The following is a 21,683-nucleotide window of genomic DNA, read 5'->3' as shown; positions in this document are numbered from 1 at the left end:
AGCGCCGCCCCCGCCATGCCAACCCTACAGCGGCGTAAGCCGATTTTTGGCCGCGCAGCGGACGGCATGAGGCCGGCGGCCCCAGCCAGCCCAAGCGCCGCCCGCGCCACGCCAACCCTACAGCGGCGTGAGCTTGGCCACCGCCAGCGCCAGCCACTTGCTGCCGTGGCGCGTGAAGCTCACGTGCGCCCGTGCGTCGTCGCCGCGCCCCTCGACTGCCAGCACTTGGCCCTGGCCAAATTTTTGATGAAACACCTGCATGCCGGCGCGGATGCCGTGCGTCTGGTCTGCCGTGGCGCGGCTGGGCGCCTCGGGCACCAGGGCGCTGCGCCCCCAGGCCGGCTGCAGCCCGGTGGCGGCTTTGCCAAACCCCGCCGTTGCCGGGCCGCCGCTGCCCGGCTTTGGGCTGAGCCATTGCAGGCACTGGGGCGGCAGCTCGTCCACGAAGCGGCTGCGCGGGTGGACGCGCGTCTGGCCGTGCAACATGCGCATCTGGGCGTAGCTCAGGTAGAGGCGCTGGCGCGCGCGCGTGATCGCCACGTACATCAGCCGCCGCTCCTCTTCCAGCGCCTGCGCGCTGGCGCTGGAGTTGTCGTGCGGGAACAGCCCCTCTTCGAGCCCGGTGATGAACACGGCGTCGAACTCCAGCCCCTTGGCGGCGTGCACCGTCATCAGCTGCACTGCGTCTTGCCCGCTCTGGGCCTGGTTGTCACCGGCCTCGAGCGCGGCGTAGCTCAGGAAGGCTTGCAGGGGGCTGAGGGTTTCGCCGCTGGCCTCATCAAAGCCTGAATCGGGGGCGACCGCGGTCTCGTCCAGCGGCAGCGCCACCGCGTCGCGGCCAAAGCCTTGTTGCAGCACAAAGCTCTCGGCGGCGTTGAGCAGCTCCTCCAGGTTTTCCACCCGCTCGCTGCCGTCGCGCTCGGCGCGGTAGTGCGCCAGCAAGCCGCTGTGCTGCAACACCAGGGCCACGATCTGGCGCAGCGGCTGGCCCTGGCTGCCCTCGCGCAGCACGTCGAGCAGGGCCACGAAGGCCGCCAGATGGGCCCCGGCCTTGCCCGGCACGGCGCTGGCCGCAGCGTGCAGCGAACCACCGGCCGCGGCCGCAGCGGCCTGCAAGGCCTCGATGCTGCGCGCGCCAATGCCGCGTGGCGGAAAATTGACCACCCGCAGCAGGCTGGTGTCGTCGTGCGGGTTGTCGATCAGGCGCAAATAAGCCAGCGCGTGCTTGATCTCGGCGCGCTCGAAAAAGCGCAGCCCGCCATAGACCCGGTACGGCACGCCGGCGTTGAACAGCGCCGTCTCGAGCACCCGGCTCTGCGCGTTGCTGCGGTAGAGCAGCGCCACCTCGTGCGCGGGCATGCCGTCGCGGCTGGTGAGCTGGCGCACCTCATCCACCACCCAGTTGGCCTCGTCGTAGTCGCTCGGCGCTTCATAGACGCGCAGCGGCTCGCCGCAGCCCTGGTCGGTGCGCAGGTTTTTGCCCAGCCGGCCCTGGTTGTGCTCGATCAGGCGGTTGGCGGCTTCCAGGATGTGCGCCTGGCTGCGGTAGTTTTGCTCGAGCTTGATTTGCTGACGCACGCCGAAATCGCGCACGAAGTCGGCCATATTGCCCACGCGCGCGCCCCTGAAGGCGTAGATGCTCTGGTCGTCGTCGCCCACCGCCAGCACGGCGTTGCCGGCGGGCACGAAGCGGCCGCCCTCCATGCGCCCGGCCAGCAGCTTGAGCCAGGCGTATTGCAGCCGGTTGGTGTCCTGGAATTCATCGACCAGGATGTGCCTGAAGCGGCGCTGGTAGTGCTCGCGCACCGGGTCGTGGTCGCGCAGCAGTTCGTAGCTGCGCAGCAGCAGCTCGCCAAAGTCGAGCACGCCCTCGCGCTGGCACTGCTCCTCGTAGAGGCGGTAAAACTCGACCTTGTGGCGTTGCTCGGCGTCGCGCACCGGCACCTGGTGCGCACGCTGGCCCTCCTCTTTGCAGGCGTTGATGAACCACTGCAGCTCCTTGGGCTTGAAGCGTTCCTCGTCGAGCGCGAGCTGCCTGTGCAGCCGCTTGATGGCGCTGAGCTGGTCTTGCATGTCCAGAATCTGGAACGTGGCCGGCAGCTTGAGCAGCTTGCAATGGGCGCGCAGCATGCGGTGGCACAAACCGTGAAAGGTGCCGATCCACATGCCGCGCACGTTCAGCGGCAGCAGCGCCCCCAGGCGCGTGAGCATCTCTTTGGCGGCCTTGTTGGTGAAGGTCACGGCCAGCACCCCGGCCGGGCCGATCTGGCCGGTGCTGAGCAACCACGCGATGCGCGTGGTGAGCACCTTGGTTTTGCCTGAACCGGCCCCAGCCAGAATCAGCGCCGGTTCCGGCCCCAGCGTGACGGCGGCGCGTTGTTCGGGGTTGAGCGCTTGCAGCAGCGGCGGCAGGGTGGCTGCGGTGGCAGCGGTTTCGGGCGCGAATCGAAGGGTCATGGGCCGATTATCGGCTGCTGGCCGGCCCCCTCGGGCCGGGTGCGCTTGGCCGGGTGCGCTTGGCCCGGTGCGCTTGGGCTTGGGAGCCTAGTGTGGTGGTGCGCGCTTGATGGGACAAATAAAACCGATGGATTTTTGGCCCTGCTTAGGCGCAAACCACAGCCATAGTGCCACTATGGCGCGGATTTGCAACGACAGCAGGGACGAAAAGGCGCGGTTTTATGTTCCAGATGGCGCGCAACGCCACACTAGTCCACCGGCGGCGCTTCGAGCACGATTTCCACGCGCCGGTTTTGCGCCCGCCCCTGCGCGGTGGCGTTGTCGGCCAGCGGGCGCGTATCGGCCACGCCGGTGGCGCGCAGCCGCATCGGGTTGACGCCGCGCGTCTCGAGGTGGCGCACCACGGCGCCGGCGCGGCCCGCCGCCAGCTCCCAGTTGGAGGGAAAGCGCGCGGTGGCAATGGGCACGTTGTCGGTGTGGCCCTCGACCACGATGGTGTGGCCCAGGGCCTGGTTGAGCACCGGCAACAGCTCGTCGATCACGCGCTGGCCGGCAGGGGTGAGCGCGGCCTGGCCGGGCGCAAACAGCAGCTCGCTGCTGATGCGAAAGCGCGTCACGCCCTTGGCTTCGGCGACGACCTCGACGTTTGCGCCCAGATCGCCGACGTTGAGCGCCGGTGGCTCGGGCGGCACCGGGGCGGCGCGGATGTCCACCGGGTCGCCCTCGACCCGCGCCGGGGCCGTGGCCGGGTGCGGCAGCGGCACCGGCGGCAAAATGGTGGTACCCGCATCGGCTGCCGCCTGCACCTGCGGGTGCAGGCGGTCGAGCGCGATTTCGCGCCGCTCGCCCCTGAAGGCTTCGCTCACCGGCTCGGAAAAGGCCAGCATCACGACCATCATCGCCAGCAGCAGCGTGACCACGTCGAGGTAGGTGATCAGCCAGGCTTCGTCCTCTTGCACCGGCATCGGATCCACGTGCCAGCGCTCGAAGCGCCCGCTGTGCAGCGCGCCCGTGGGTCGGCAGGAGCCGTCTTCGCCCGGCGTTGCCGCACCCTGGGAGTTTGGAGATTTGGCAGACACGCCCGGCCCGGACGGCATCCGGGCCAGCATGCTCTCGAGCAGCGTAGGGCTCATGGCCGCCCGTCGGCGCTGGAGCCGGGTTTGCTGGCTGCAGCGGCCTTGCGCGCCCCGAAGGGCCACCAGCCCCCCGATCGGGCCGCTGGCTGCGGGCCGTCAAAAATTTCGTCTTCGTGGTGCGCGACAAAGGATTTGAGCGTTTCGCGCATCAGCGACGGGCTGCGCCGCGCCGTCATCATGGCGATACCCTGCATCACCATGTTCATCAGGATCACGCGCTGCTCGGTGCGGCGCTCGAGCTTGACCGCCACCGGCTTGAAGACCAGATTGGCCAGCAGGATGCCGTAAAAGGTGGTCATCAGGGCCACCGCCAGATGGCCGCCGATCACCAGCATGTCGCCGGTGCCCAGAATGTCCATCATGTTGACCAGCCCGACCAGGGTGCCGATCATGCCAAAGGCGGGCGCGTAGCTGGCCATGACGCGAAACAGCTGCGCCTCGGCCGCCTCTTTGGCGCGCAGGCGCGAGATGCGCCACTGCATCAGGTCGAGGATGTCGGCCTCGGGCGTGCGCTCGATCACCAACTGCACCCCGGTGCGCAAAAAGGGGTTGTTGACGTTCTTGAGCGCGCGCTCGACCGCGGCGAGGTCGTCGCGTATCCACAGCCGCGAGACATCGACCAGTTCGTCGATGGCGCTCTGGGTGTAGAGCCGCTCGTTGCGAATCACGGTGCCAAAGAGCTTGAACACGCGCAGCACCTCGCGCAGTGGGTAGCTCATGAAGGTGGCGGCCAGGGTGCCAAAGAGCACGATCCCCAGGCCCGGCAGGTCGATGAACAGCAGCGGGTCTTCGGCCGCAAAAATCATCACGACGACCAGCAGCAGCACGCTGGCCACCATCCCGATCAGGGTGGAGGGATTCATCTGGAGGGGCTCCTGGCGCGGCACGGGCACGCCGCCTTTGAGCCGCCATTGTGCCGCATCAGGGCCTGCACGCGCCTGCCGTTTGGGCCCGCTGTGTGAAACCAGCCCCGCCCCAGGACTCTGGGGGCGGGGACCGGGTGGGCTCAGCGGCTGGGGCGCCCTTTGCCGGCAAAGGGCTTGGCACCGCCCTGGGGGCGTTCGCGTTTGTCGCCCCAGGCCGGGCGGTCGCCGTAGGATGGGCGCTCGGCAAACGCCGGACGGTCGCCGTAGGCGGGACGGTCGCCGTGGCCTTGGCGTGCCGGGGCCGGCTTGCCAAAACCGTGGCGCGGCCCCTCGCCGGGAGCGCGCGGCGGGTGGTGCGGCTGGTGCTGCGTCGGCCGAGCGCCAAAACCGCCTTCACGCGGGCCGCCGTAGGGCCCCGGGCGGGCACCGCGTCCGGCTGGCGGGCGGCCGCCGGCGCCACGGCGCGGATCGCGGCTCTCGTACAGGGGCTTGCGCGGCTCCATACCGGGCACGGTGTGGGTGTCGATCACTTGCTGGCTGTAGGCTTCGATTTCGCCAATCTTGCGCCGGTCGCGCATTTCGGCCATGGTCACCGCCAGCCCTTGGCGCCCGGCGCGGCCGGTGCGGCCGATGCGGTGCGTGTAGTCCTCGGCCTTCATGGGCAGCCCAAAGTTGAACACATGGGTGATGCTGGGCACGTCGATGCCGCGCGCGGCCACGTCGGTGGCCACCAGAATCTGCACCTGGCCGCTGCGCAGCGCCATCAGGCGGCGGTTGCGCAAGCCCTGGCTGAGCGCCCCGTGCAGCGCCACGGCCGCGAAACCGGCTTGCTGCAGGTCGGCGGCCAGCGCGTCGCACTCGATCTGCGTGCTGGAGAACACGATCGCCTGCTCGATGCTGGCGTCGCGCAGCCAGTGGTCCAGCAACTGGCGCTTGTGCTCGGGGCTGTCACACCAGTACAGGCGCTGCTCGATGTTCACGTGGCGGTCTTGCGGGGTGTCGATCTGCACCCGCTGCGGCTCGCGCATGACGCGCGTGGCCAGCGCCTGAATGCGCGGGGCAAAGGTGGCGCTGAACATCATGGTCTGGCGCCGGGCGGCGGTGAGGCGGTTGACTTCGGCCAGGTCGTCGGCAAAGCCGAGGTCGAGCATGCGGTCGGCCTCATCGACCACCAAAAACTGCACCTGATCGAGCACCAGCTGACCGCTGCGCTGCAAATCGAGCAGGCGGCCCGGCGTGGCCACCACGAGGTTGGCGTTTTGCAGCTTGGCGATCTGCATCTGGTAGGGCATGCCGCCGACCACGTTGGCAATGCGCAGACCGCGGCAGTGCTGCACCAGGTCGATGGCGTCGTTGGCCACCTGCTGCGCCAGCTCGCGCGTCGGGCACAGCACCAGCGCACCCGGAATGGTGGGCTTGAAGTGGCGCGCCAGCAGCGGGTTCTGGCGCTTGGCGCGCTTGGGCGCGGGCTGGCCGGCGGCAGCGGCCTCGGCCTGCAGGCGCTCCCATGCGGCGCGCTCGGCGGCCTCTTGTTGCTCCATCTGCGCCAGCAGGGTGTGCAGCACCGGCAGCAGGAAGGCCGCGGTTTTGCCGCTGCCGGTCTGGCTCGAGACCATCAGGTCGGTAAAGGCGTGGCCGCCGGGGCGCGCGCTGCCTTCGGCCTGCATGGCTTTGGGGATCACGGCTTGCTGCACCAGCGTGGGCTGGGTGAAACCCAGGTCGGCCACGGCCTTGAGCAGCGGCTGGGCCAGACCCAGCGCGGCAAAGGCCGCAGGCGTGGCGGGGGTGGCCAACGGGGTGGCCGTGGGGGTCGCGGCGTCGGTGGCCGCAGGGTTGCAGGTGAGGTCTGTCATGTCGTTCGTCCATGCGCACAGTGGGCGCAAAGGAACAGAAACGGAAGTCCGCCCAGCCGTGACTGGCTGTGCGGGTGCGCCCGATTCGTTCGTGGTGAAAAAACACATCGACCACAAACAAATCGGCCCGGAGGACTCTGCCCGTTCAGGGCAGCGCAACCAGGCTGGGGTTGGATGGGGCCAGACAGCCGTCGCTCGAAAGCCAGACTGCGGGCAGCCACTGCTGGCCACCCGATCAGGCGCCTGCATTGCCTGCAAGGCCCAACCACTGCCCCATGAAACCACCCCCAAAAAGCGTGAGGCAGATGCAAGGTCTACACTGCTTTTGCAGTGCAGCCTTTGATTATCACGTATTTTGGTGCGGCGTGCAAGAAAAATTTAGCGCAGCAAGTGCTGGCGGTAGTGCTCCAGCTCGTCGATCGACTCGTGCACGTCGGCCAGCGCGGTGTGGCGCTGCTGTTTCTTGAAGGCCGCATAGACCTCGGGGCGCCAGCGCTTGGCCAGCTCCTTGAGCGTGCTCACGTCCAGGTTGCGGTAATGAAAGTAGTCTTCGAGCTTGGGCAGGTACTTGAGCAAGAAGCGCCGGTCCTGGCCGACGCTGTTGCCGCACATCGGCGAACCGCCCTTGGGCACGTAGCGGCGCAGGAAGGCCAACAGCTCGGCCTCGGCCTCGGCCTCGGTCAGGCGGCTGGCGCGCACCTTGTCGAGCAGACCGCTCTTGCCGTGCGTGCCTTTGTTCCAGTTGTCCATCGCCGCCAGCAACGCCTCGCTTTGCTGCAGCACCAGCACCGGGCCGTCGATGCGCGGGCTCAGTTGCGGCCCGGTCACCACCACGGCGATCTCGAGCAGGCGCTCCTTTTCCGGGTCGAGCCCGCTCATCTCGCAGTCGATCCAGACCAGGTTCTGGTCGCTGTGGTGCAGTTCGGCCGTGGCGGCCCAGGGTTCGTCGGGGGTTTGCATGGCCCGCATTCTCGCCGATTCCAAACGCCTCCCTGCAGCCCATTCCAGCAGCCCATTCCTGCAGCCTTTGGCGCCGGCTCCTATACTTGCATCCCATGGAATTTCTAGCTGCTTTTGCCCCCCTGCTGTGGACGGCCGTGTTTTGCCTGCTGCTCACCGCGGGTTTGCTCACCCGGCTCTGGCTGGCCGGGCGCCAGATGCGCCACGTGGCGCAACACCGCGCCCGCGTGCCCGCCGCCTTTGCCGAGCGCATAGGGCTGGCGGCGCACCAGAAAGCGGCCGACTACACCATCGCCAAAACCCGCTTGGGGCTGCTCGAGGGCAGCTTTGGGGCCGCGCTGCTGATCGGCTGGACGCTGCTGGGGGGGCTCAACGCCCTCAACCTGACCCTGCTGGCGTGGCTGGGGCCGGGCTTGCTGCAGCAGGTGGCGCTGCTGGCGGCCTTCACCGCCCTGGGCGCGCTGCTGGAGCTGCCGCTGTCGTGGTACCGCACCTTTGTGCTCGAGCAAAAACACGGCTTCAACCGCATGACGCCGCGCCTGTGGCTCACCGACGGCCTCAAGGGCGCCCTGGTTGGGGCGGCGATCGGCCTGCCGGTGGTGGCCTTGTTGCTGTGGCTGATGCAGGCCGCCGGCCCGCTGTGGTGGCTGTGGGCCTGGGCGCTGTGGATGGCCTTCAATCTGCTGCTGCTGGTGCTCTACCCGAGCCTGATTGCCCCGCTCTTCAACCGCTTCGAGCCGCTGCAGGACCCGGCGCTCAAAACGCGCATCGAGACCCTGCTGGCGCGCTGCGGCTTCAAGGCCCAAGGCTTGTTCGTGATGGACGGCAGCAAGCGCAGCGCCCACGCCAACGCCTATTTCACCGGCTTTGGGCCCGCCAAGCGGGTGGTGTTCTTCGACACCCTGCTGCAGCAGCTCGCGCCCGGCGAGATCGACGCCGTGCTGGCGCACGAGCTCGGGCACTACAAGCGCCGTCACATCCTCAAGCGCCTGGTGCTGATGGCCGGGCTGAGCCTGGGCGCCCTGGCCTTGCTGGGCTGGCTGATGCAGCAGTTATGGTTCTACACCGGCCTGGGCGTGACGCCCAACCTGATGCAGTCCAACGGGGCGCTGGCGCTGATCCTGTTTTTGCTGGTGACGCCACTGGTCGGGTTTTTTGCCTCGCCCTGGATGAGCGCGCTGTCGCGCCGGCAAGAGTTCGAGGCCGACGCCTTTGCGGCGGCGCACGCCGACCCGCGCGACCTCGCCAGCGCCCTGCTCAAGCTGTACCAGGACAACGCCAGCACCCTCACCCCCGACCCACTCTACGTGCGCTTTTACTACTCGCACCCGCCGGCGAGCGAGCGCCTGGCCCGCCTGGGCGCATGAGCCCCCCCCAAAGCGGCGCGGCTCTGGGCGACGAGCGGCCAGCCTTGGTGGTGGGCACCCACGGCCGCCACTGCTGGATCGAGACCGACGACGGCCGGCGCCTGCTGTGCCACCTGCCCGGCCGCAAGGACGCGCCTCTGGTGGGCGACCGGGTGTGCTGGCAGCCCAGTGGCGACGGCGGCTCGATCAGCCGCACGCTGCCGCGGCGCAACGTGCTCTACCGGCAAGACGCACTGCGCACCAAATCCTTTGCCGCCAACCTCGACCTGGTGCTGGTGCTGCTGGCCGCCGACCCGGTGTTTTCCGAAAACCAGCTCAACCGGGCGCTGGTGGCTGCCGCTGCGGCAAAGATCGACGTGCTGGTGGCGCTCAACAAACTCGACCTGGGCCCGGCCTTCGACAGCGCCTGGCAGCGCCTGGCCCCCTACCGCGCCTTTGGGCAGGACGTGCTGCCCCTGTGCCTGCACGAGGGCAGCGACCCAGGCACGCTCGATGCCCTGCGCCAGCGCCTGGAGGGCCGCACGACCTTGGTGCTGGGCCCCTCGGGCACCGGCAAAAGCACGCTCATCAACCGGCTCATCCCCAGCGCCATGGCGGCCACAGGGGCGGTGTCGCGGGCGCTCAATTCGGGCCGCCACACCACCACCAGCAGCAGCTGGTACTGGCTCGACGGGCAACGGCGCGCGGCGCTGATCGACTCCCCTGGGTTCCAGGAGTTTGGCCTGCGCCACCTCGAGCCGCAACAACTGGCGCACCTGATGCCCGATCTGGCCGCGCACTGCGGGCAATGCCGCTTCTACAACTGCACCCATCTGCACGAGCCCGGTTGCGCGGTGCGCGCCGCCGTGGGCCTGGGGGTGCACGAGCAGCGCTACCGGCTCTATGTGGATTTGCACCACGAGCTCAGCGCGGCGCCGCGCTATTGACGCCGGCGGTTGCTCGCACGGGCCGGTGCCCAGCCCCTGTGCTTCACCAAGCGCGGGCAAACAGCGCCAGCGCCAGCAGCAGCAGCCACAGCAGCACGCCGCGCCACACCAGCCCCACCATGCTGGCCAGATGCGCCAACTGGGGCACGCGCGCGTCCGACTCGCTCCAGCCCAGCTCGGGCGTATACAGGGGCTCGCCCAGAGGGGGGCCGCTGCCCAGGCGCACGTTCATGGCCCCGGCGCTGGCGGCGAGCAGCAAGCCGTCGTTGCCCTTGGTCAGGGCGCCCTCTTGGCGCCAGTTGGCGATCGCTTCCTCAAAATTGCCCACCACCGCAAAAGCCAGCGCCGTGGCGCGCACCGGCACATAATCCACCACGTGCCAGCCGCGCTGCGCCGCTGCGGCCGAGGCGTCTTCGGTCTGCACCGTGGTGCGCACCGGCCAGTGGCGCGCCACGTGCAAGGCCATGCGGTACAACACCGCCCCCGCTGGCCCCAGCCCGATGGCGGCAAAGGCCACGAATGCCACCATGACGCCAAACACATGGCGGTGCGCGGCCAGCACCGAGTGTTCGATCACGTGCCGCAGCAGCTCTTGCTGCGGCAGCTCAGCCACCTCCACCCCCTGCCAGCGCGCCAGTTCGGCCCGCGCCGCCGCCTCGTCGCCCGACTCCAGCGCCACCCGGATGGTGGTGAAGTGGTGGCTGAACTGCCTGAAGCCCAGGGTCAGGTAGAGCACCAACACCGCCCAGGCAAAACCGAGCAGGCCGTGCAGCCAGTTGAGCAGTCCGTAGATCCACACCGCCAGCACCACCGGCCCCAGCACCGCCAGCGCCCACGCCAGCCAGCCGTGGTGCCATTGCCCGGCATCGAGCCAGCGCCGCGCCGCCGCCGCCCAAGCGCGCAACGCGGCGTGCGCCGGGTTGTCGTCGGGCAAGGGGCGCGCCTGTTCGAGCACCAATGCAAAAATGAGGGCAAACAAGGTCATGGGTCGGCATCATAACCAGCGCGAGCGCTCGCGACCAGCCCTGCCTGGCAGCTTGATCTAGCGCCCTGGGCCTGGTGTGGTGTTGCCTCAGGCGCTCAAGAGCCGGTACAGGTTGCGCAGCATGGCCGCCGTGGCGCCCCAGATGTAGCACTCGCGCGTGCCGTCGTGCCACGGCATGGAAAACCACTGCCGGCGGCGGCCTTGCCAGAGCAGCTCGTGGCGGCGGTGGTGCGCCGGGTTCATCAGATAGACCAGCGGCACCTCGAACACCGCCGCCACCTCGCGCGGGTCGGGTTGCAGGCGCTGGCTGGCGGGCACCAAGGCCAGCACCGGTGTGACGATGAAGCCGCTGCCCGTGGTGTAGTCGGGCAGTTGGCCCAGCACCTCGACCGCCTGCCGCGGCAGCCCGATCTCCTCTTGCGCTTCGCGCAGGGCAGCGGCTTGGGCGTCGGCGTCGCTGGCGTCGATCTTGCCGCCGGGGAAGGCAATCTGTCCGGGGTGGTCGGGCAATGCGGCGCTGCGTTCGGTGAGCAGCAGCGTGGGCTGTGGCCCTGCGCGCACCGCCATCAGCACCGCGGCGCGGCTGGGCGTGCGCTCGATGAAACGGGGTTCGTGGCACAGCTCGGGCTGCCACAGCGGCGGCGCCGCCAAACGGCGCCGCAGCGCCAGCGGCTGGCACTCGGCCGGCGCCACGGCGGGCAGGTGCGCATCGGTGCCCAGCACGGGCACTTGGGTGGGGTCAAACATCGTCGCTTGCCGGGGTGGTGGCGTTGCAGGCATCGGGCGCGCCATCGAGCCCCAATGAGCCCGCTGCAGTTAAGATGTTCGCATTGTGCAGTGTCGGCGACTGCAGCGCAGGAGGGGCAACATGGGCGGAATGGGGGTTCGTGGCGCTTGGCAGGCGTCATTCAGGCGGCGGCTGGCGGCGCCGCTGCTGGCTGCCGTTCTGCTGCTGTGCGCTGCCCTTGCCGGCGCCGTAGAGGCCAACCGCGCCTCGGCCGCCGACCTGGATGCGGTCAAGGGCATCGGCCCGGTGATGGTCGAGCGCATCGTGGCGGCGCGGCAACAGCGGCCCTTTGCCAACTGGAGCGATTTTTCACATCGGGTGCGTGGCGTGGGCCCCACCACCGCCGCGCGCCTGTCGGCCAACGGCCTGCGCGTCAATGGCCAGGCCTTGGGGCAGGAGGCGCCGCTCACGCCCGTGCGCTGGCAGCCCATGGTGCCGCAGCCGCTGGAGCCGGTGCGCCCGCCCGGCGCCAGCCCCAAAGCCCAGAACTGAACGGCACAATCCGCTCACCAAGTGCTCAAGTTGGCCCGCCACACCACGATATAGAGGACACGACCCGAGAATTTGCACAGTCTTCATCTGGCCCTTCGCACCAGCAACACACCATGTCCACCAAGCCCACTGATCTGCTCGAGCACTACCAAGCGATCGAAAGAACCAGCCAAGCGATGCTCGACGCCGCGCAAGCGCACGACTGGGACGCCGTGATGCGGCTCGAAAGCGCCTGCGCGGTGCTGATCGAGCGCCTGCGCGAACTCGGCCAAGAGGATGGCCTGACGCCCACCGAGCGCGCCCGCAAGCAGCGCATCATGCTCACGCTGCTGCGCCACGATGCCCAGATCCGCGCGTTGGTCGAACCGTGGGTGGATGATCTGTGGCAGCACCTGGCACCGAATCGATCGACCCTGCTGCATTGACCCCCTCACACCTGCATGTTCATCACATCGGTGTAGGCCTGCATCATGCGGTTGCGCACGTGCAGTGCGGCCTGAAAGCCGATCTGTGACTTTTGCATCGCCAGCATGGTCTGCTCCAGGCTCACGTTGGGGTTGCCGAGCTGAAATTCGGTCTGCAACTGGCTCGCACGCTCCTGGGCGGCGCTGACGTTTTGCAAGGCCGTCCTGAAGGCCTGCCCAAAGCCGCCGGCTGCGGGCACCGCCCCAGCCGATCCGCCTGCGCCCGACTCCAGGCCGGGCAGGCGCGCGGGGCGCGGCGCACCAACGCCGACGGTCGTGGGGGGGGTGAGGCGCAATTCCATGGCTCGATCCTTGCAGGGCGTGGGGGCATCCAATGCGATGTGCGCCTATGCTACGGCCGCGCACGCCCCGACTTGAGACCGATAAAGCCCCCGTTGGCCAGTCTTTTTCTGCTTTAGATCCGGGGCCGGGCCACACACAATGCCTTCAGCCCCCCAAACCGTCCTCCCGCCCCGACCCGCATGAACACCGCCGTCGCCACCGTCGATGCCCCACCCCTCCAGACTGCGGGCCCACCCAACCGCCTGGTGCAGGGCTTTGCGCGCCTCGACAGCGGCCGCAAGCTCATGCTGGGGCTGGGCGCGGCCGCCTTGCTGGCGCTGCTGGTGGCGGCTGCGCTGATGGCCGGCCGGCCCGATTTCCGGGTGCTTTACGCCAACCTCTCGCCGCAGGACGGCGGCGCGGTGCTCGAGCAACTGTCGCAACTGGGGGTGCCCTACCGGCATTCCGAGGGCGGAACCGCCATCTTGGTGCCCGCCGACCGGGTGCACGACGTGCGCTTGCAACTGGCGGCGCAGGGCCTGCCGCGTGGCAGCGTGGTCGGCTTTGAGCTGATGGACACCGCCCGGCTGGGCATGACGCAGTTCCAGGAGCGGCTCAATTTTCAGCGCGGGCTCGAGGGCGAACTGGTGCGCTCGATCTCGTCGCTCGATGCCGTGGCCGAGGCGCGCGTGCACCTGGCGTTGCCGAATCAGACCGGTTTTTTCAGGGAGCAGCAAAAGCCCTCGGCCAGCGTCTTGCTCACTTTACACGGCGGCCGCACGCTCGACCGCGCCCAGGTCGCCGGCATCGTGCACCTGGTGGCCAGCAGCGTGCCCGAAATGCGCCCAGCGGCGGTGAGCGTGGTCGATCAGCACGGCAATCTGCTGTCGCAAAGCGCCGACGGCGCCCAAAACGGCATCGACTCGCGCCAGCTCGAATACCGGCGCATGGTCGAGCAGATGTACGCCCAGCGCATACTGGATTTGCTCGAACCCTTGGTGGGGCGCCAGAACGTGCGCGCCCAGGTCACGGCCGACGTCGATTTTTCGGTCACCGACCAGACCAGCGAGCAGTTCCGCCCCAACCAGGCCCCCAACGAGGCCGCGGTGCGCAGCGCCCAGCTGCTCGAGAGCGGCAGCCAGACCGAACAAGCGCCGGCTGGCGTACCCGGCGCCGTGGCCAACTTGCCCCCGGGGGCTGCAGCGGCCCCGATCAACGCCCCCGACGCCGGCCCCCTGGGCGTGGTGCCGGGCCAGAACGTGACCGGCGGCAGCGCCGAAGCCAACCGCCGGCGCGAGCAAGTGACCAATTTCGAGGTCGACCGCACCGTGGCCGTGACCCGGGGTGCCACTGGCAACATCCGACGCCTGAGCGCCGCCGTGGTGCTCAACCACGCCGAGGGCACCGATCGGCGCGGCGAACCCACCAGCACGCCCTTGTCGCCCGAGCTGATGGCGCAGATCAACGCACTGGTGCGCGAAGCCATAGGCTTCAGTGAACCGCGGGGTGACACGGTGAACGTGATGAATGCCGCCTTCAACCGCACCGTGGCCGAAACGGTCGAGCTGCCGCTGTGGCAGCAGCCTTGGCTGCAAGACCTGATCCGCTCCCTGGTCTGGCCGCTGGGCTTGTTGCTGCTGGCACTGATCGTCTTCCTGGGCATGGTGCGGCCCTCGCTCAAGCTCATGGCCGCAGCGCCGCCCGAACCCGCAAGCGACGCCGGCGCCCCGGGCAGTCAGCTCAACGCCCTGGTGGACGACCAGCCTCAGCGCCCGGGCCTGCCTGCACCCGCATTCAGCGAACCGACCGTGGAGCAGCTGCGGCTCGAGGACGCGCGCCGGCTGGCACGCGAAAACCCGGTGGCCGTGGCCAACATCGTGCGCGGCTGGATGGCGGGCGAATCCGCTGCGACGGCCAGCAGTTGAAGCGACAATGGGGCCCTTGACAAGCCCAAAGGTAGCGCGCAATGGCTGACACAGACGACGGACTGCAGGACGCGGCCATCTTCCTCATGTCGCTCGGCGAAGAGGAAGCGGCCGAAGTGTTCAAGCATTTCTCGCCCAAAGAGGTGCAGCGCCTGGGCGAGACGATTGCGCGCATGCGCAGCGTCAGCAAAGACAAGGCCGATGGCGTGATCCACAAGTTCACGGCCGAAGCGGCCTCGCAAAGCCTGCTGGTCTCGGACACCGACAACTACGTGCGCGCCGTGCTCAAGCGCGCCTTGGGCGACGACAAGGCCTCGCTGCTGATCGACCGCATTTTGCAAGGCGGCGATGTTTCGGGCATCGAGAGCCTGAAGTGGATGGACCCGGTCTCGGTGGCCGAGCTGCTGCGCAACGAACACCCGCAGATTCTGGCCGCCATTCTGGTGCACCTCGACCAGGACCATGCCGCCAACATCCTCAAGCAATTCACCGAGCGCACGCGCAACGACGTCATGCTGCGCATCGCCACCATGGAGGGCATCCAGCCGATGGCCCTCAAAGACCTCAACGAAGCGCTCTACCACGTGCTGGCCGGCGGCGACAAGGTGCGCAAAAGCTCGCTCGGCGGCGTCAAGGCGGCGGCCGAGATCATCAACCTGCTCGGCACCAGCCTCGAGACCAGCGTGGTGGACTCGATCCGCGAATCCGACCCCGATCTGGCGCAAAAGATCATGGACAAGATGTTCACCTTCGAAGACGTGAACAAGCTCGACAACAAAGCCATCCAGTCGGTGCTCAAGGAGGTGTCGTCCGATGCGCTGGTGATCGCCCTCAAGGGTGCGAGCAACGAGCTCAAGGAAAAAATCCTCGGCAACATGTCGAGCCGTGCCGCTGAGGCGCTCAAGGAAGACCTGGAGTCGCGCGGGCCGGTGCGCCTGTCCGAGGTCGAGGCGCAGCAAAAAGACATCCTCAAGGTGGTGCGGCGCCTGGCCGACGAGGGCCAGATCGTGATCGGCGGCGGAGGCGACGATGCCTTCGTCTAGCCGCGCCTCGCACTACCAGCGCTTCATCCCCAAGGAAGAGGTGCAAGAGGTGGAGGCGGTGCGGTTTGGCGCCATCGACGACCAACCCGGCCGCGACGCCCAGGCCACCGAGACCGCACAGGCGCTCGATGCCCAGCAGGCACAGGCGCTGCGCCTACAGGCTTGGGACGAAGGCTACGCAGCCGGCCTGGTGGCCGGCGCCGAACGCGCGCGGCTTGAATTGCAGCAGCAAACCCTGCAAGTGCAGCGCGAACAGGTGCAGCGCGTCGACGCCGTGCTGCGCCAGGCGCAAGCGGGTTTTGATCTGCTCGAACAGGCGCTGGCCGAGCAGGTGCTGCAACTGGCTGGCGCGCTGGCGCGTCAGGTGGTGCGGCGCGAGCTGAGCACCCCGCTGCCGCCCTTGCGCAGTGTGTTGCAGGAAGCGCTGGCGCTGCTGATCGACGACGCTCGCCCGGCCACCTTGCGTCTGCACCCGCTCGATGCCGCGCTGCTGACCGATCCAGCCGCCCTGGAGGCGCACGGGATCGCGCAGCCGGTGCAGGTGCACCCCGACCCCACCTTGAGCCCAGGCGACTGCGTGGTCGAGAGCGCCCATGGCGGCGTCGATGCGCGGCTCGAAAAGCGCTGGCAGCGGGCGCTGGCCAACCTGGGGCTCGAGCCGCCCTGGCAGCCCGGAGGGCAAGCCGATGTCTGAACCCCTGGCCGCTGAACCCCTGGCCGCAGAGCCCCTGGCCGCAGCGCCCTTGGCGGCAGCGCCCCCAAGCCCAGCGCTGCCGCCGCGCTGGGCCGCCTTCATGGCGCTGGCGCAGCAGGCGGCGGCCCAGCACACCGCGCTCGAGACCAGCGGCCGGCTGGTGCGCCTGGCCGGTTTGGTGCTCGAAGCCCAAGGCGTGCGCGCGCCGGTGGGCTCACAGTGCGTGATCGACACCCCCGGCGAACCCGACAGCGCCGTGCTGGCCGAGGTGGTCGGTTTCAATGGCGACCGCGCCTACCTGATGCCAGCCGGCGACGTGCAAGGGCTGGCCAGCGGCGCGCGGGTGCGTCAGCTGCCCCCCTACCGGCCGCAGCCGCGCCTGGGCGACCCGCTCAGGCCGCAGCCCCCCAACGACCGCGGCGTGCTGCGCCTGCCGCTCGGTGCCGGTCTGTTGGGCCGGGTGGTGGACGCGCGCGGCCAGCCGCTCGACCACCAAGGGCCGCTGCGTGCGGTGGCCATAGACCCGCTCGAGCGCAACCCCATCAACGCCATGGAGCGCGCCCCGGTGCGGCAACCGCTCGACACCGGCGTGCGCGCCATCAACGCCCTGCTCACCGTCGGGCGCGGGCAGCGCATCGGGCTCTTTGCCGGCTCCGGCGTGGGCAAAAGCGTGCTGCTGGGCATGATGGCGCGCTTCACCCGCGCCGACGTGATCGTGGTCGGCCTGATCGGCGAGCGCGGGCGCGAGGTCAAGGAGTTCATCGAAGACATACTGGGGGCCGACGGGCTGGCGCGCTCGGTGGTGGTGGCGGCACCGGCCGACTCGCCGCCGCTGCTGCGCCTGCAAGGCGCGCACTACGCCACCGCCATCGCCGAGCGCTTTCGCGACGACGGCCTGGACGTGCTGCTGCTCATGGACTCGCTCAGCCGCTACGCCATGGCGCAGCGCGAAATCGCGCTGGCCATCGGCGAGCCCCCGGCCACCAAGGGCTACCCCCCGAGCTGCTTTGCCAAGCTGCCGCAGCTGGTCGAGCGCAGCGGCAACGCCGCCCAGGGCCAGGGCTCGATCACCGCCTTCTACACCGTGCTGTCAGAAGGCGACGACCAGCAAGACCCGATCGCCGACGCCGCCCGCGCCATCCTGGACGGCCACATCGTGCTCTCGCGCAGCCTGGCCGAATCCGGCATCTACCCGGCGATCGACATCGAGGCCTCGGCCTCGCGCGTGATGCACAACGTCACCAGCGTCGCGCACCAGCAGTGGGCGCGGCGCTACCGCCAGCTCTACGCCCGCTACCAAAAGAGCCGCGACCTGATCCAGCTGGGCGCTTACGCCGCCGGCAGCGACCCCGAAACCGACCGCGCCATCGCCCTCTTTCCGGCCCTGCAGCAATTTTTGATGCAAGACATGCGCGAACAGGCCCCGTTCGAGTCCAGTGTGCAGCAATTGGCCCAGGCCATAGGTGAAACCGAGCCCGGGCGCAGCCCCCATTCCTTCAAGGCGCAGCCATGAAATCCCTGGAGCAAGATTTGAGCGTGGTGCTCGACGTCGCACTGCGCAAGCGCGACCAGGCCTTGCAGGCGCTGGCCCAGATCCAGCACGAACAACGCCAGGCGCTGCTGCAGCTCAACCAACTGCAAGGCTACAGCGCCGAAACCCAGGTGCGCTGGAGCGAGCGCGCCGTCCACGGTTTCGACGGCGTGCAGCTGCACACCCACCGGGTGTTCATGGGCAAGCTCGAGCACGCGCAAAACCACCAGCAAACCGTGTTGCAGCAGATCGCGCAGCGGCTGCAACAGGGCCAGCAAAGAGTGTACGAGGCCGAGCGCGAACTGGCCAGCCTGCGCAAATTCTTGCAGCGCCGCCATCAGGTCTGGTTGTTGCAGCAGCAACGCAAAGAGCAAAAGAGCAACGACGAAATGGCTGCCGTGCAACACCGGCTGCACGCCGCTTCGCACCCCTGGAGGTCCACGCCATGAGAACCGAACCCCCCCAAAGCCCGCGCACGCCCGAGCCCGCGCCGCGCCGCACCGCAGCGGCGGCAGCCTCGGCGACGACTCCAAACACCCCCCAAGCGGGCGCCTCGAGCGGCGCCTTTGCTGCCTTGTTGCTCGCCGCCAGCGCCGGCCACGAGGCCCAGGCGCCCTCGACCCAGGACGACACCGGGGCTGGCCCAGACCCCGAGCGCACCCAAGACGAAGCCGGCGACCCCGCCGCATCGGCCGCCTTCATGGCCCGCCTCGAGGCCCAAACCGAGGCGGCAACGGTCAGAGCCACACCGGCCACACCGGCCACACCGGCCACACCGGCTACACCAGCCACGCTTGCCACAGCGGATACCCAGGCCGCATCCGCCACGCCCGCCACACCGGCAAGTGCCGCCGGCACCGAAAACGCGACCCCACGCAAGGCCGCTGCCGCCCAGGCGCCAGCCGCCTGGGTGTCCACACTGGCCAGGGCACGCGCCACCGCGGGCCCTGCAACCGGCACCGCCGCGGCGCCCAAGCCAGGCGTCGAACTGCCCGCCCCCAGCGCCAGCGCGCTGGCGGCCACAGGCCCGGCCGCAGCCGCTGCCCTGCGTTTTGCCGCTCCCGTGGCTGGGCCAGCCGTGGCGACCGCCCACCACGCCTTGGCCGGTGCCGAAGCCGCAGACTTGGCAGACGAACCCGGCGTCGGCGCCTTGGCCCCCTCGAGCGCCAGCGCACGCTCCGATGCCGGCGCGCGCGAGGGCTCGGGCCAAGGGGCACGCGGCGGCGCCGGCACCCCCGCCTGGGTCGATGGCCCGGCCCCAGGCGGGGGCGCAAACGAAGCGTCGGCGGTCGGCTCGGACTTCGGCCAACTGCTCGAGCAGCAGGTCGCGGGCCAGGGGCTCGAGGCGGTGCTCGAGCCCCTCAACCAGCACATCAGCCTGTGGCTGGCCGGGCAGGTCAAGCGCGCCAACCTGGTGTTGCACCAGGGCTTGGGCCAGCCGCTGGAAATCGGCTTGCAGCTCGACGGCCACCAGGCTCGGCTCGACTTCCTGACCGACGACGCGGCGCTGCTCGAAGCCCTGCAAGCCCAGGCACCCGAGGCCCTGAGCGAACTGCTGGAGCACAACGGGCTCGAACTGGTGGGCCTGTCGATTGGCGCGCGCGCCTCGGGCCAATCGGACCGCCCGGCGCAGCCGCGCCCCGAATGGGCCCGCACCTCCCGCGCCGAACGCGCCGAGCAAGCCGATGCGGCGGCCCAGGCGCCCACGCTGCAGTGGCAACCGGGTACCGGTCGTGCGGGCCTGAGCGTGTACGTCTGAGCGGCGTGCGGCAGTAAATCCCAAATAGCCCACCCAAGCGCCTGCTTTTCCCGCTCAAGCCGCTGCCGTCTGCCCGGCACAATCGCCGTGACACAATAGCGCGGCCTGCAGATGCGACCGAATCTGCGCCCCCTTTGTGCTTGCTTGAACCTAAAGGCAAAACCCATGGCTGCCAAACCGCCCGCCCCCGCACCCGCCGCCAACGCCGACGCGGCGCCGGCCAAACCCAAGAGCAAAAAGCTGCTCGTCATCGTTCTGGGCGCCGTGGCGCTGCTGCTGGTCCTTGCGGTGGCGGCGTTTTTCCTGTTGCAGCCAGCGGCAGAAGAAGAACTGGGGCCCGACGGCCAGCCACTGGCGGCCGCGGCCGCTGTGCAGGCACCCCCGGCTTTTCTGCCGCTTGAAAACATGGTCGTCAACCTGGCCGACCCGGGCGCCATGCGCTTTGCACAGCTCGGCGTCACGCTGCAGTTGGCCGATGCCGCCACGTCCGACCGCGTCACCGCCTTCATGCCGGCGGTCCGCAACGGCATGCTGCGCCTGGCCTCGCAGCGCACCGCCGAACAACTGCTGACCCCGGCCGGCAAAGACGCGCTGGCCGCCGACATCCTGGCCATGGTGCGCGAAACCACGGGCTTGCCCGAGCGTGGCGCCACCCCCAGCCCGGTGCAGGCGGTGTTGTTCACCAGCCTGATCGTGCAGTAAGCCCACAGCCCCTTGCAGACACCTCGACCGCCCCGCACAGCCACACCATGAGCGACGCTTTTTTGTCCCAGGACGAGATCGACGCCCTGCTCGAGGGCGTCACGGGCGAGAGCCAAAAGCTCGCCCAAGAGGAGATCGACTCCGGCGCGGTGCGTGGCTACGACCTCTCCAAGCAAGAGCGCATCGTGCGTGGGCGCATGCCCACCATGGAGGTGATCAACGAGCGCTTCGCACGCAACCTGCGCGTCGGCATGTTCAACCTGATCCGGCGCAGCCCCGAAATCTCGGTCGGCACGGTGCAGGTGCAAAAGTACAGCATGTTCCTGCGCGAGTTGGTGGTGCCCACCAACTTCAACATCATGGCGGTGCGCCCACTGCGCGGCAGCGGCATGATCGTGTGCGAGCCCTCGCTGCTGTTTGGGGTCATCGACAGCCTGTTTGGCGGCAACGGCAAGTTCCACACCCGCATCGAGGGGCGCGACTTTTCGCCCACCGAGCAGCGCGTCATCAACCGGCTGGTCGATGTGGTGTCCGAAGAGTACAAGAAAGCCTGGAAAGGCGTCTATCCGCTCGAACTGGCGTATCAGCGCTCCGAGATGCAGCCGCAGTTTGCCAACATCGCCACCCCGAGCGAGATCGTCATCAGCACCAGCTTCACGCTCGAAATCGGCGACATTGCCGGCTCGCTGCACCTGTGCATCCCCTACGCCACGCTGGAGCCGATCCGCGACCTGCTCTACTCCACCTCGCAAGGCGACTCGATGGAGGTGGATCGGCGCTGGGTGCGGCTGCTGGGGCAAGAAATCCAGTCGGCCGAAATCGAGCTGTGCGCCGAACTGGCGCGCACCCGCACCACGGTCGAGCAGCTGCTGGCCATGAAAGTGGGCGACTTCATCGAGCTCGAACGCGAGCGCGTGATCGAGGCGCGCGTCGATGGCGTGCCGGTGCTGCAGGCCGAGTACGGCACCCACAACGGCAAATATGCCCTCAAGGTGGTGCAATTGCGGCGCGAACACACGTCCACCTGGCACGGAGACCCACATGAGTAACGAGCAAGACCCCAACGACGCCGACGCCGACGACTGGGCCCAGGCGCTGCAGGAGCAGTCCAAGGTGGAGGCCGAGGAGCTCAAGGCCGGCGCCCCGCACTTCGACGCCGGCGCGCCCTTGGCCGGCGCCCCGGTGACGAACGACATCTCGATGGTGCTCGACATCCCGGTGCAGCTCTCGGTCGAGCTCGGCCGCACCAAGGTGCCGATCAAATACATCCTGCAGCTGGCGCAGGGCTCGATCGTCGAGCTCGACGCCCTGGCCGGCGAGCCCATGGACGTGCTCGTCAACGGCTACCTGATCGCCCAAGGCGAGGTGGTGGTGGTGAACGAAAAATTCGGCATCCGCCTGACCGATATCGTCACACCCTCGGAGCGGCTGCGCCGCCTGAGCCGCAACTGATG

At 68.9% G+C, this 21,683-nt stretch carries 21 protein-coding genes; 13 read left to right on the top strand and 8 right to left on the bottom strand.

Features of this window, described 5'->3' with window-relative positions; genetic code table 11:
* Positions 1 to 117: 117 nt before the first annotated feature.
* The 5 genes from AAAZ40_RS04240 to orn form a co-directional block, all read right to left on the bottom strand.
* On the bottom strand, positions 118 to 2,457 hold the full coding sequence (locus AAAZ40_RS04240; protein ID WP_476661329.1) for a UvrD-helicase domain-containing protein: 2,340 nt from the start codon (positions 2,455 to 2,457) through the stop codon (positions 118 to 120).
* Between the two features lie 248 nt (positions 2,458 to 2,705).
* On the bottom strand, positions 2,706 to 3,590 hold the full coding sequence (locus tag AAAZ40_RS04235; protein ID WP_476661328.1) for an OmpA/MotB family protein: 885 nt from the start codon (positions 3,588 to 3,590) through the stop codon (positions 2,706 to 2,708).
* A complete protein-coding gene (locus AAAZ40_RS04230; protein ID WP_476661327.1) occupies positions 3,587 to 4,456 on the bottom strand; it encodes a motility protein A in 870 nt (289 codons plus the stop codon). The genes AAAZ40_RS04235 and AAAZ40_RS04230 overlap by 4 nt, the downstream gene beginning before the upstream one ends.
* A 143-nt stretch (positions 4,457 to 4,599) precedes the next feature.
* A complete protein-coding gene (locus tag AAAZ40_RS04225; RefSeq protein ID WP_476661326.1) occupies positions 4,600 to 6,312 on the bottom strand; it encodes a DEAD/DEAH box helicase in 1,713 nt (570 codons plus the stop codon).
* Positions 6,313 to 6,690: 378 nt separating this feature from the next.
* Entirely contained in the window at positions 6,691 to 7,281 is a 591-nt protein-coding gene (gene orn / locus AAAZ40_RS04220) for an oligoribonuclease (RefSeq protein WP_476661325.1), read from the bottom strand.
* A gap of 86 nt (positions 7,282 to 7,367) precedes the next feature.
* Here orn and AAAZ40_RS04215 point away from each other — a divergent pair, with 86 nt between their 5' ends.
* Positions 7,368 to 8,639, top strand: a complete 1,272-nt coding sequence (locus tag AAAZ40_RS04215) for a M48 family metallopeptidase (protein ID WP_476661324.1) — start codon at positions 7,368 to 7,370, stop codon at positions 8,637 to 8,639.
* On the top strand, positions 8,636 to 9,565 hold the full coding sequence (rsgA, locus tag AAAZ40_RS04210; RefSeq protein WP_476661323.1) for a ribosome small subunit-dependent GTPase A: 930 nt from the start codon (positions 8,636 to 8,638) through the stop codon (positions 9,563 to 9,565). The genes AAAZ40_RS04215 and rsgA overlap by 4 nt, the downstream gene beginning before the upstream one ends.
* A gap of 43 nt (positions 9,566 to 9,608) precedes the next feature.
* On the opposite strand, the gene AAAZ40_RS04205 is transcribed toward rsgA, so the two are convergent.
* Both AAAZ40_RS04205 and AAAZ40_RS04200 read right to left on the bottom strand, forming a co-directional pair.
* The gene (locus tag AAAZ40_RS04205) at positions 9,609 to 10,550 is read right to left on the bottom strand and encodes a CobD/CbiB family protein (RefSeq protein ID WP_476661322.1); all 942 of its coding nucleotides are present in this window, start codon (positions 10,548 to 10,550) and stop codon (positions 9,609 to 9,611) included.
* A gap of 87 nt (positions 10,551 to 10,637) precedes the next feature.
* Entirely contained in the window at positions 10,638 to 11,297 is a 660-nt protein-coding gene (locus AAAZ40_RS04200; protein WP_476661321.1) for a CoA pyrophosphatase, read from the bottom strand.
* 121 nt (positions 11,298 to 11,418) lie between these two features.
* Here AAAZ40_RS04200 and AAAZ40_RS04195 point away from each other — a divergent pair, with 121 nt between their 5' ends.
* Both AAAZ40_RS04195 and AAAZ40_RS04190 read left to right on the top strand, forming a co-directional pair.
* A complete protein-coding gene (locus AAAZ40_RS04195; RefSeq protein ID WP_476661320.1) occupies positions 11,419 to 11,829 on the top strand; it encodes a ComEA family DNA-binding protein in 411 nt (136 codons plus the stop codon).
* Between the two features lie 113 nt (positions 11,830 to 11,942).
* Positions 11,943 to 12,254, top strand: a complete 312-nt coding sequence (locus tag AAAZ40_RS04190) for a flagellar protein FliT (RefSeq protein ID WP_476661319.1) — start codon at positions 11,943 to 11,945, stop codon at positions 12,252 to 12,254.
* Positions 12,255 to 12,259: 5 nt separating this feature from the next.
* Here AAAZ40_RS04190 and fliE read toward each other — a convergent pair whose 3' ends face one another.
* The gene (gene fliE, locus AAAZ40_RS04185) at positions 12,260 to 12,595 is read right to left on the bottom strand and encodes a flagellar hook-basal body complex protein FliE (protein ID WP_476661318.1); all 336 of its coding nucleotides are present in this window, start codon (positions 12,593 to 12,595) and stop codon (positions 12,260 to 12,262) included.
* 180 nt (positions 12,596 to 12,775) lie between these two features.
* Here fliE and fliF point away from each other — a divergent pair, with 180 nt between their 5' ends.
* The 9 genes from fliF (at position 12,776) to fliN (ending at position 21,681) form a co-directional block, all read left to right on the top strand.
* On the top strand, positions 12,776 to 14,500 hold the full coding sequence (fliF, locus tag AAAZ40_RS04180; RefSeq protein WP_476661317.1) for a flagellar basal-body MS-ring/collar protein FliF: 1,725 nt from the start codon (positions 12,776 to 12,778) through the stop codon (positions 14,498 to 14,500).
* Between the two features lie 41 nt (positions 14,501 to 14,541).
* Complete coding sequence (fliG, locus tag AAAZ40_RS04175; protein WP_476661316.1) at positions 14,542 to 15,543, top strand: flagellar motor switch protein FliG; 1,002 nt, start codon at positions 14,542 to 14,544, stop codon at positions 15,541 to 15,543.
* Complete coding sequence (locus AAAZ40_RS04170; RefSeq protein ID WP_476661315.1) at positions 15,530 to 16,237, top strand: FliH/SctL family protein; 708 nt, start codon at positions 15,530 to 15,532, stop codon at positions 16,235 to 16,237. The genes fliG and AAAZ40_RS04170 overlap by 14 nt, the downstream gene beginning before the upstream one ends.
* A gap of 100 nt (positions 16,238 to 16,337) precedes the next feature.
* Positions 16,338 to 17,750 (top strand): flagellar protein export ATPase FliI, encoded by a 1,413-nt coding sequence (fliI, locus tag AAAZ40_RS04165; protein WP_476661680.1) that lies wholly within the window; start codon positions 16,338 to 16,340, stop codon positions 17,748 to 17,750.
* Positions 17,747 to 18,217 carry a flagellar export protein FliJ gene (gene fliJ, locus AAAZ40_RS04160; protein ID WP_476661314.1) on the top strand — a complete coding sequence of 157 codons (471 nt, stop codon included), beginning with the start codon at positions 17,747 to 17,749 and terminating at the stop codon, positions 18,215 to 18,217. The genes fliI and fliJ overlap by 4 nt, the downstream gene beginning before the upstream one ends.
* Positions 18,214 to 19,527 (top strand): flagellar hook-length control protein FliK, encoded by a 1,314-nt coding sequence (locus tag AAAZ40_RS04155; protein WP_476661313.1) that lies wholly within the window; start codon positions 18,214 to 18,216, stop codon positions 19,525 to 19,527. The genes fliJ and AAAZ40_RS04155 overlap by 4 nt, the downstream gene beginning before the upstream one ends.
* A gap of 165 nt (positions 19,528 to 19,692) precedes the next feature.
* A complete protein-coding gene (locus tag AAAZ40_RS04150) occupies positions 19,693 to 20,229 on the top strand; it encodes a flagellar basal body-associated FliL family protein (protein ID WP_476661312.1) in 537 nt (178 codons plus the stop codon).
* 47 nt (positions 20,230 to 20,276) lie between these two features.
* The gene (gene fliM, locus AAAZ40_RS04145) at positions 20,277 to 21,278 is read left to right on the top strand and encodes a flagellar motor switch protein FliM (RefSeq protein WP_476661311.1); all 1,002 of its coding nucleotides are present in this window, start codon (positions 20,277 to 20,279) and stop codon (positions 21,276 to 21,278) included.
* Positions 21,271 to 21,681, top strand: coding sequence for a flagellar motor switch protein FliN (gene fliN, locus AAAZ40_RS04140; protein ID WP_476661310.1), 411 nt, complete (start codon positions 21,271 to 21,273; stop codon positions 21,679 to 21,681). The genes fliM and fliN overlap by 8 nt, the downstream gene beginning before the upstream one ends.
* Positions 21,682 to 21,683 lie beyond the last annotated feature (2 nt).

This window comes from Serpentinimonas sp. SMBJO2 (genome assembly GCF_056341105.1).
Note: the sequence above shows the minus strand (reverse complement) of the source record. Positions and strands in the feature narration are given on the sequence as shown.

Bases quoted from the DNA above. Each gene is read 5' to 3' on its own strand.
- AAAZ40_RS04170 (WP_476661315.1), top strand. From the start codon at position 15,530: ATGCCTTCGTCTAGCCGCGCCTCGCACTACCAGCGCTTCATCCCCAAG.
- fliE (WP_476661318.1), bottom strand. From the start codon at position 12,595: ATGGAATTGCGCCTCACCCCCCCCACGACCGTCGGCGTTGGTGCGCCG.
- fliI (WP_476661680.1), top strand. From the start codon at position 16,338: ATGGCGCTGGCGCAGCAGGCGGCGGCCCAGCACACCGCGCTCGAGACC.
- AAAZ40_RS04150 (WP_476661312.1), top strand. From the start codon at position 19,693: ATGGCTGCCAAACCGCCCGCCCCCGCACCCGCCGCCAACGCCGACGCG.
- AAAZ40_RS04200 (WP_476661321.1), bottom strand. From the start codon at position 11,297: ATGTTTGACCCCACCCAAGTGCCCGTGCTGGGCACCGATGCGCACCTG.
- fliG (WP_476661316.1), top strand. From the start codon at position 14,542: ATGGCTGACACAGACGACGGACTGCAGGACGCGGCCATCTTCCTCATG.
- AAAZ40_RS04215 (WP_476661324.1), top strand. From the start codon at position 7,368: ATGGAATTTCTAGCTGCTTTTGCCCCCCTGCTGTGGACGGCCGTGTTT.
- fliN (WP_476661310.1), top strand. From the start codon at position 21,271: ATGAGTAACGAGCAAGACCCCAACGACGCCGACGCCGACGACTGGGCC.
- fliF (WP_476661317.1), top strand. From the start codon at position 12,776: ATGAACACCGCCGTCGCCACCGTCGATGCCCCACCCCTCCAGACTGCG.
- fliJ (WP_476661314.1), top strand. From the start codon at position 17,747: ATGAAATCCCTGGAGCAAGATTTGAGCGTGGTGCTCGACGTCGCACTG.
- AAAZ40_RS04225 (WP_476661326.1), bottom strand. From the start codon at position 6,312: ATGACAGACCTCACCTGCAACCCTGCGGCCACCGACGCCGCGACCCCC.
- AAAZ40_RS04205 (WP_476661322.1), bottom strand. From the start codon at position 10,550: ATGACCTTGTTTGCCCTCATTTTTGCATTGGTGCTCGAACAGGCGCGC.
- orn (WP_476661325.1), bottom strand. From the start codon at position 7,281: ATGCGGGCCATGCAAACCCCCGACGAACCCTGGGCCGCCACGGCCGAA.
- AAAZ40_RS04230 (WP_476661327.1), bottom strand. From the start codon at position 4,456: ATGAATCCCTCCACCCTGATCGGGATGGTGGCCAGCGTGCTGCTGCTG.
- AAAZ40_RS04195 (WP_476661320.1), top strand. From the start codon at position 11,419: ATGGGCGGAATGGGGGTTCGTGGCGCTTGGCAGGCGTCATTCAGGCGG.
- AAAZ40_RS04240 (WP_476661329.1), bottom strand. From the start codon at position 2,457: ATGACCCTTCGATTCGCGCCCGAAACCGCTGCCACCGCAGCCACCCTG.
- fliM (WP_476661311.1), top strand. From the start codon at position 20,277: ATGAGCGACGCTTTTTTGTCCCAGGACGAGATCGACGCCCTGCTCGAG.
- rsgA (WP_476661323.1), top strand. From the start codon at position 8,636: ATGAGCCCCCCCCAAAGCGGCGCGGCTCTGGGCGACGAGCGGCCAGCC.
- AAAZ40_RS04155 (WP_476661313.1), top strand. From the start codon at position 18,214: ATGAGAACCGAACCCCCCCAAAGCCCGCGCACGCCCGAGCCCGCGCCG.
- AAAZ40_RS04190 (WP_476661319.1), top strand. From the start codon at position 11,943: ATGTCCACCAAGCCCACTGATCTGCTCGAGCACTACCAAGCGATCGAA.
- AAAZ40_RS04235 (WP_476661328.1), bottom strand. From the start codon at position 3,590: ATGAGCCCTACGCTGCTCGAGAGCATGCTGGCCCGGATGCCGTCCGGG.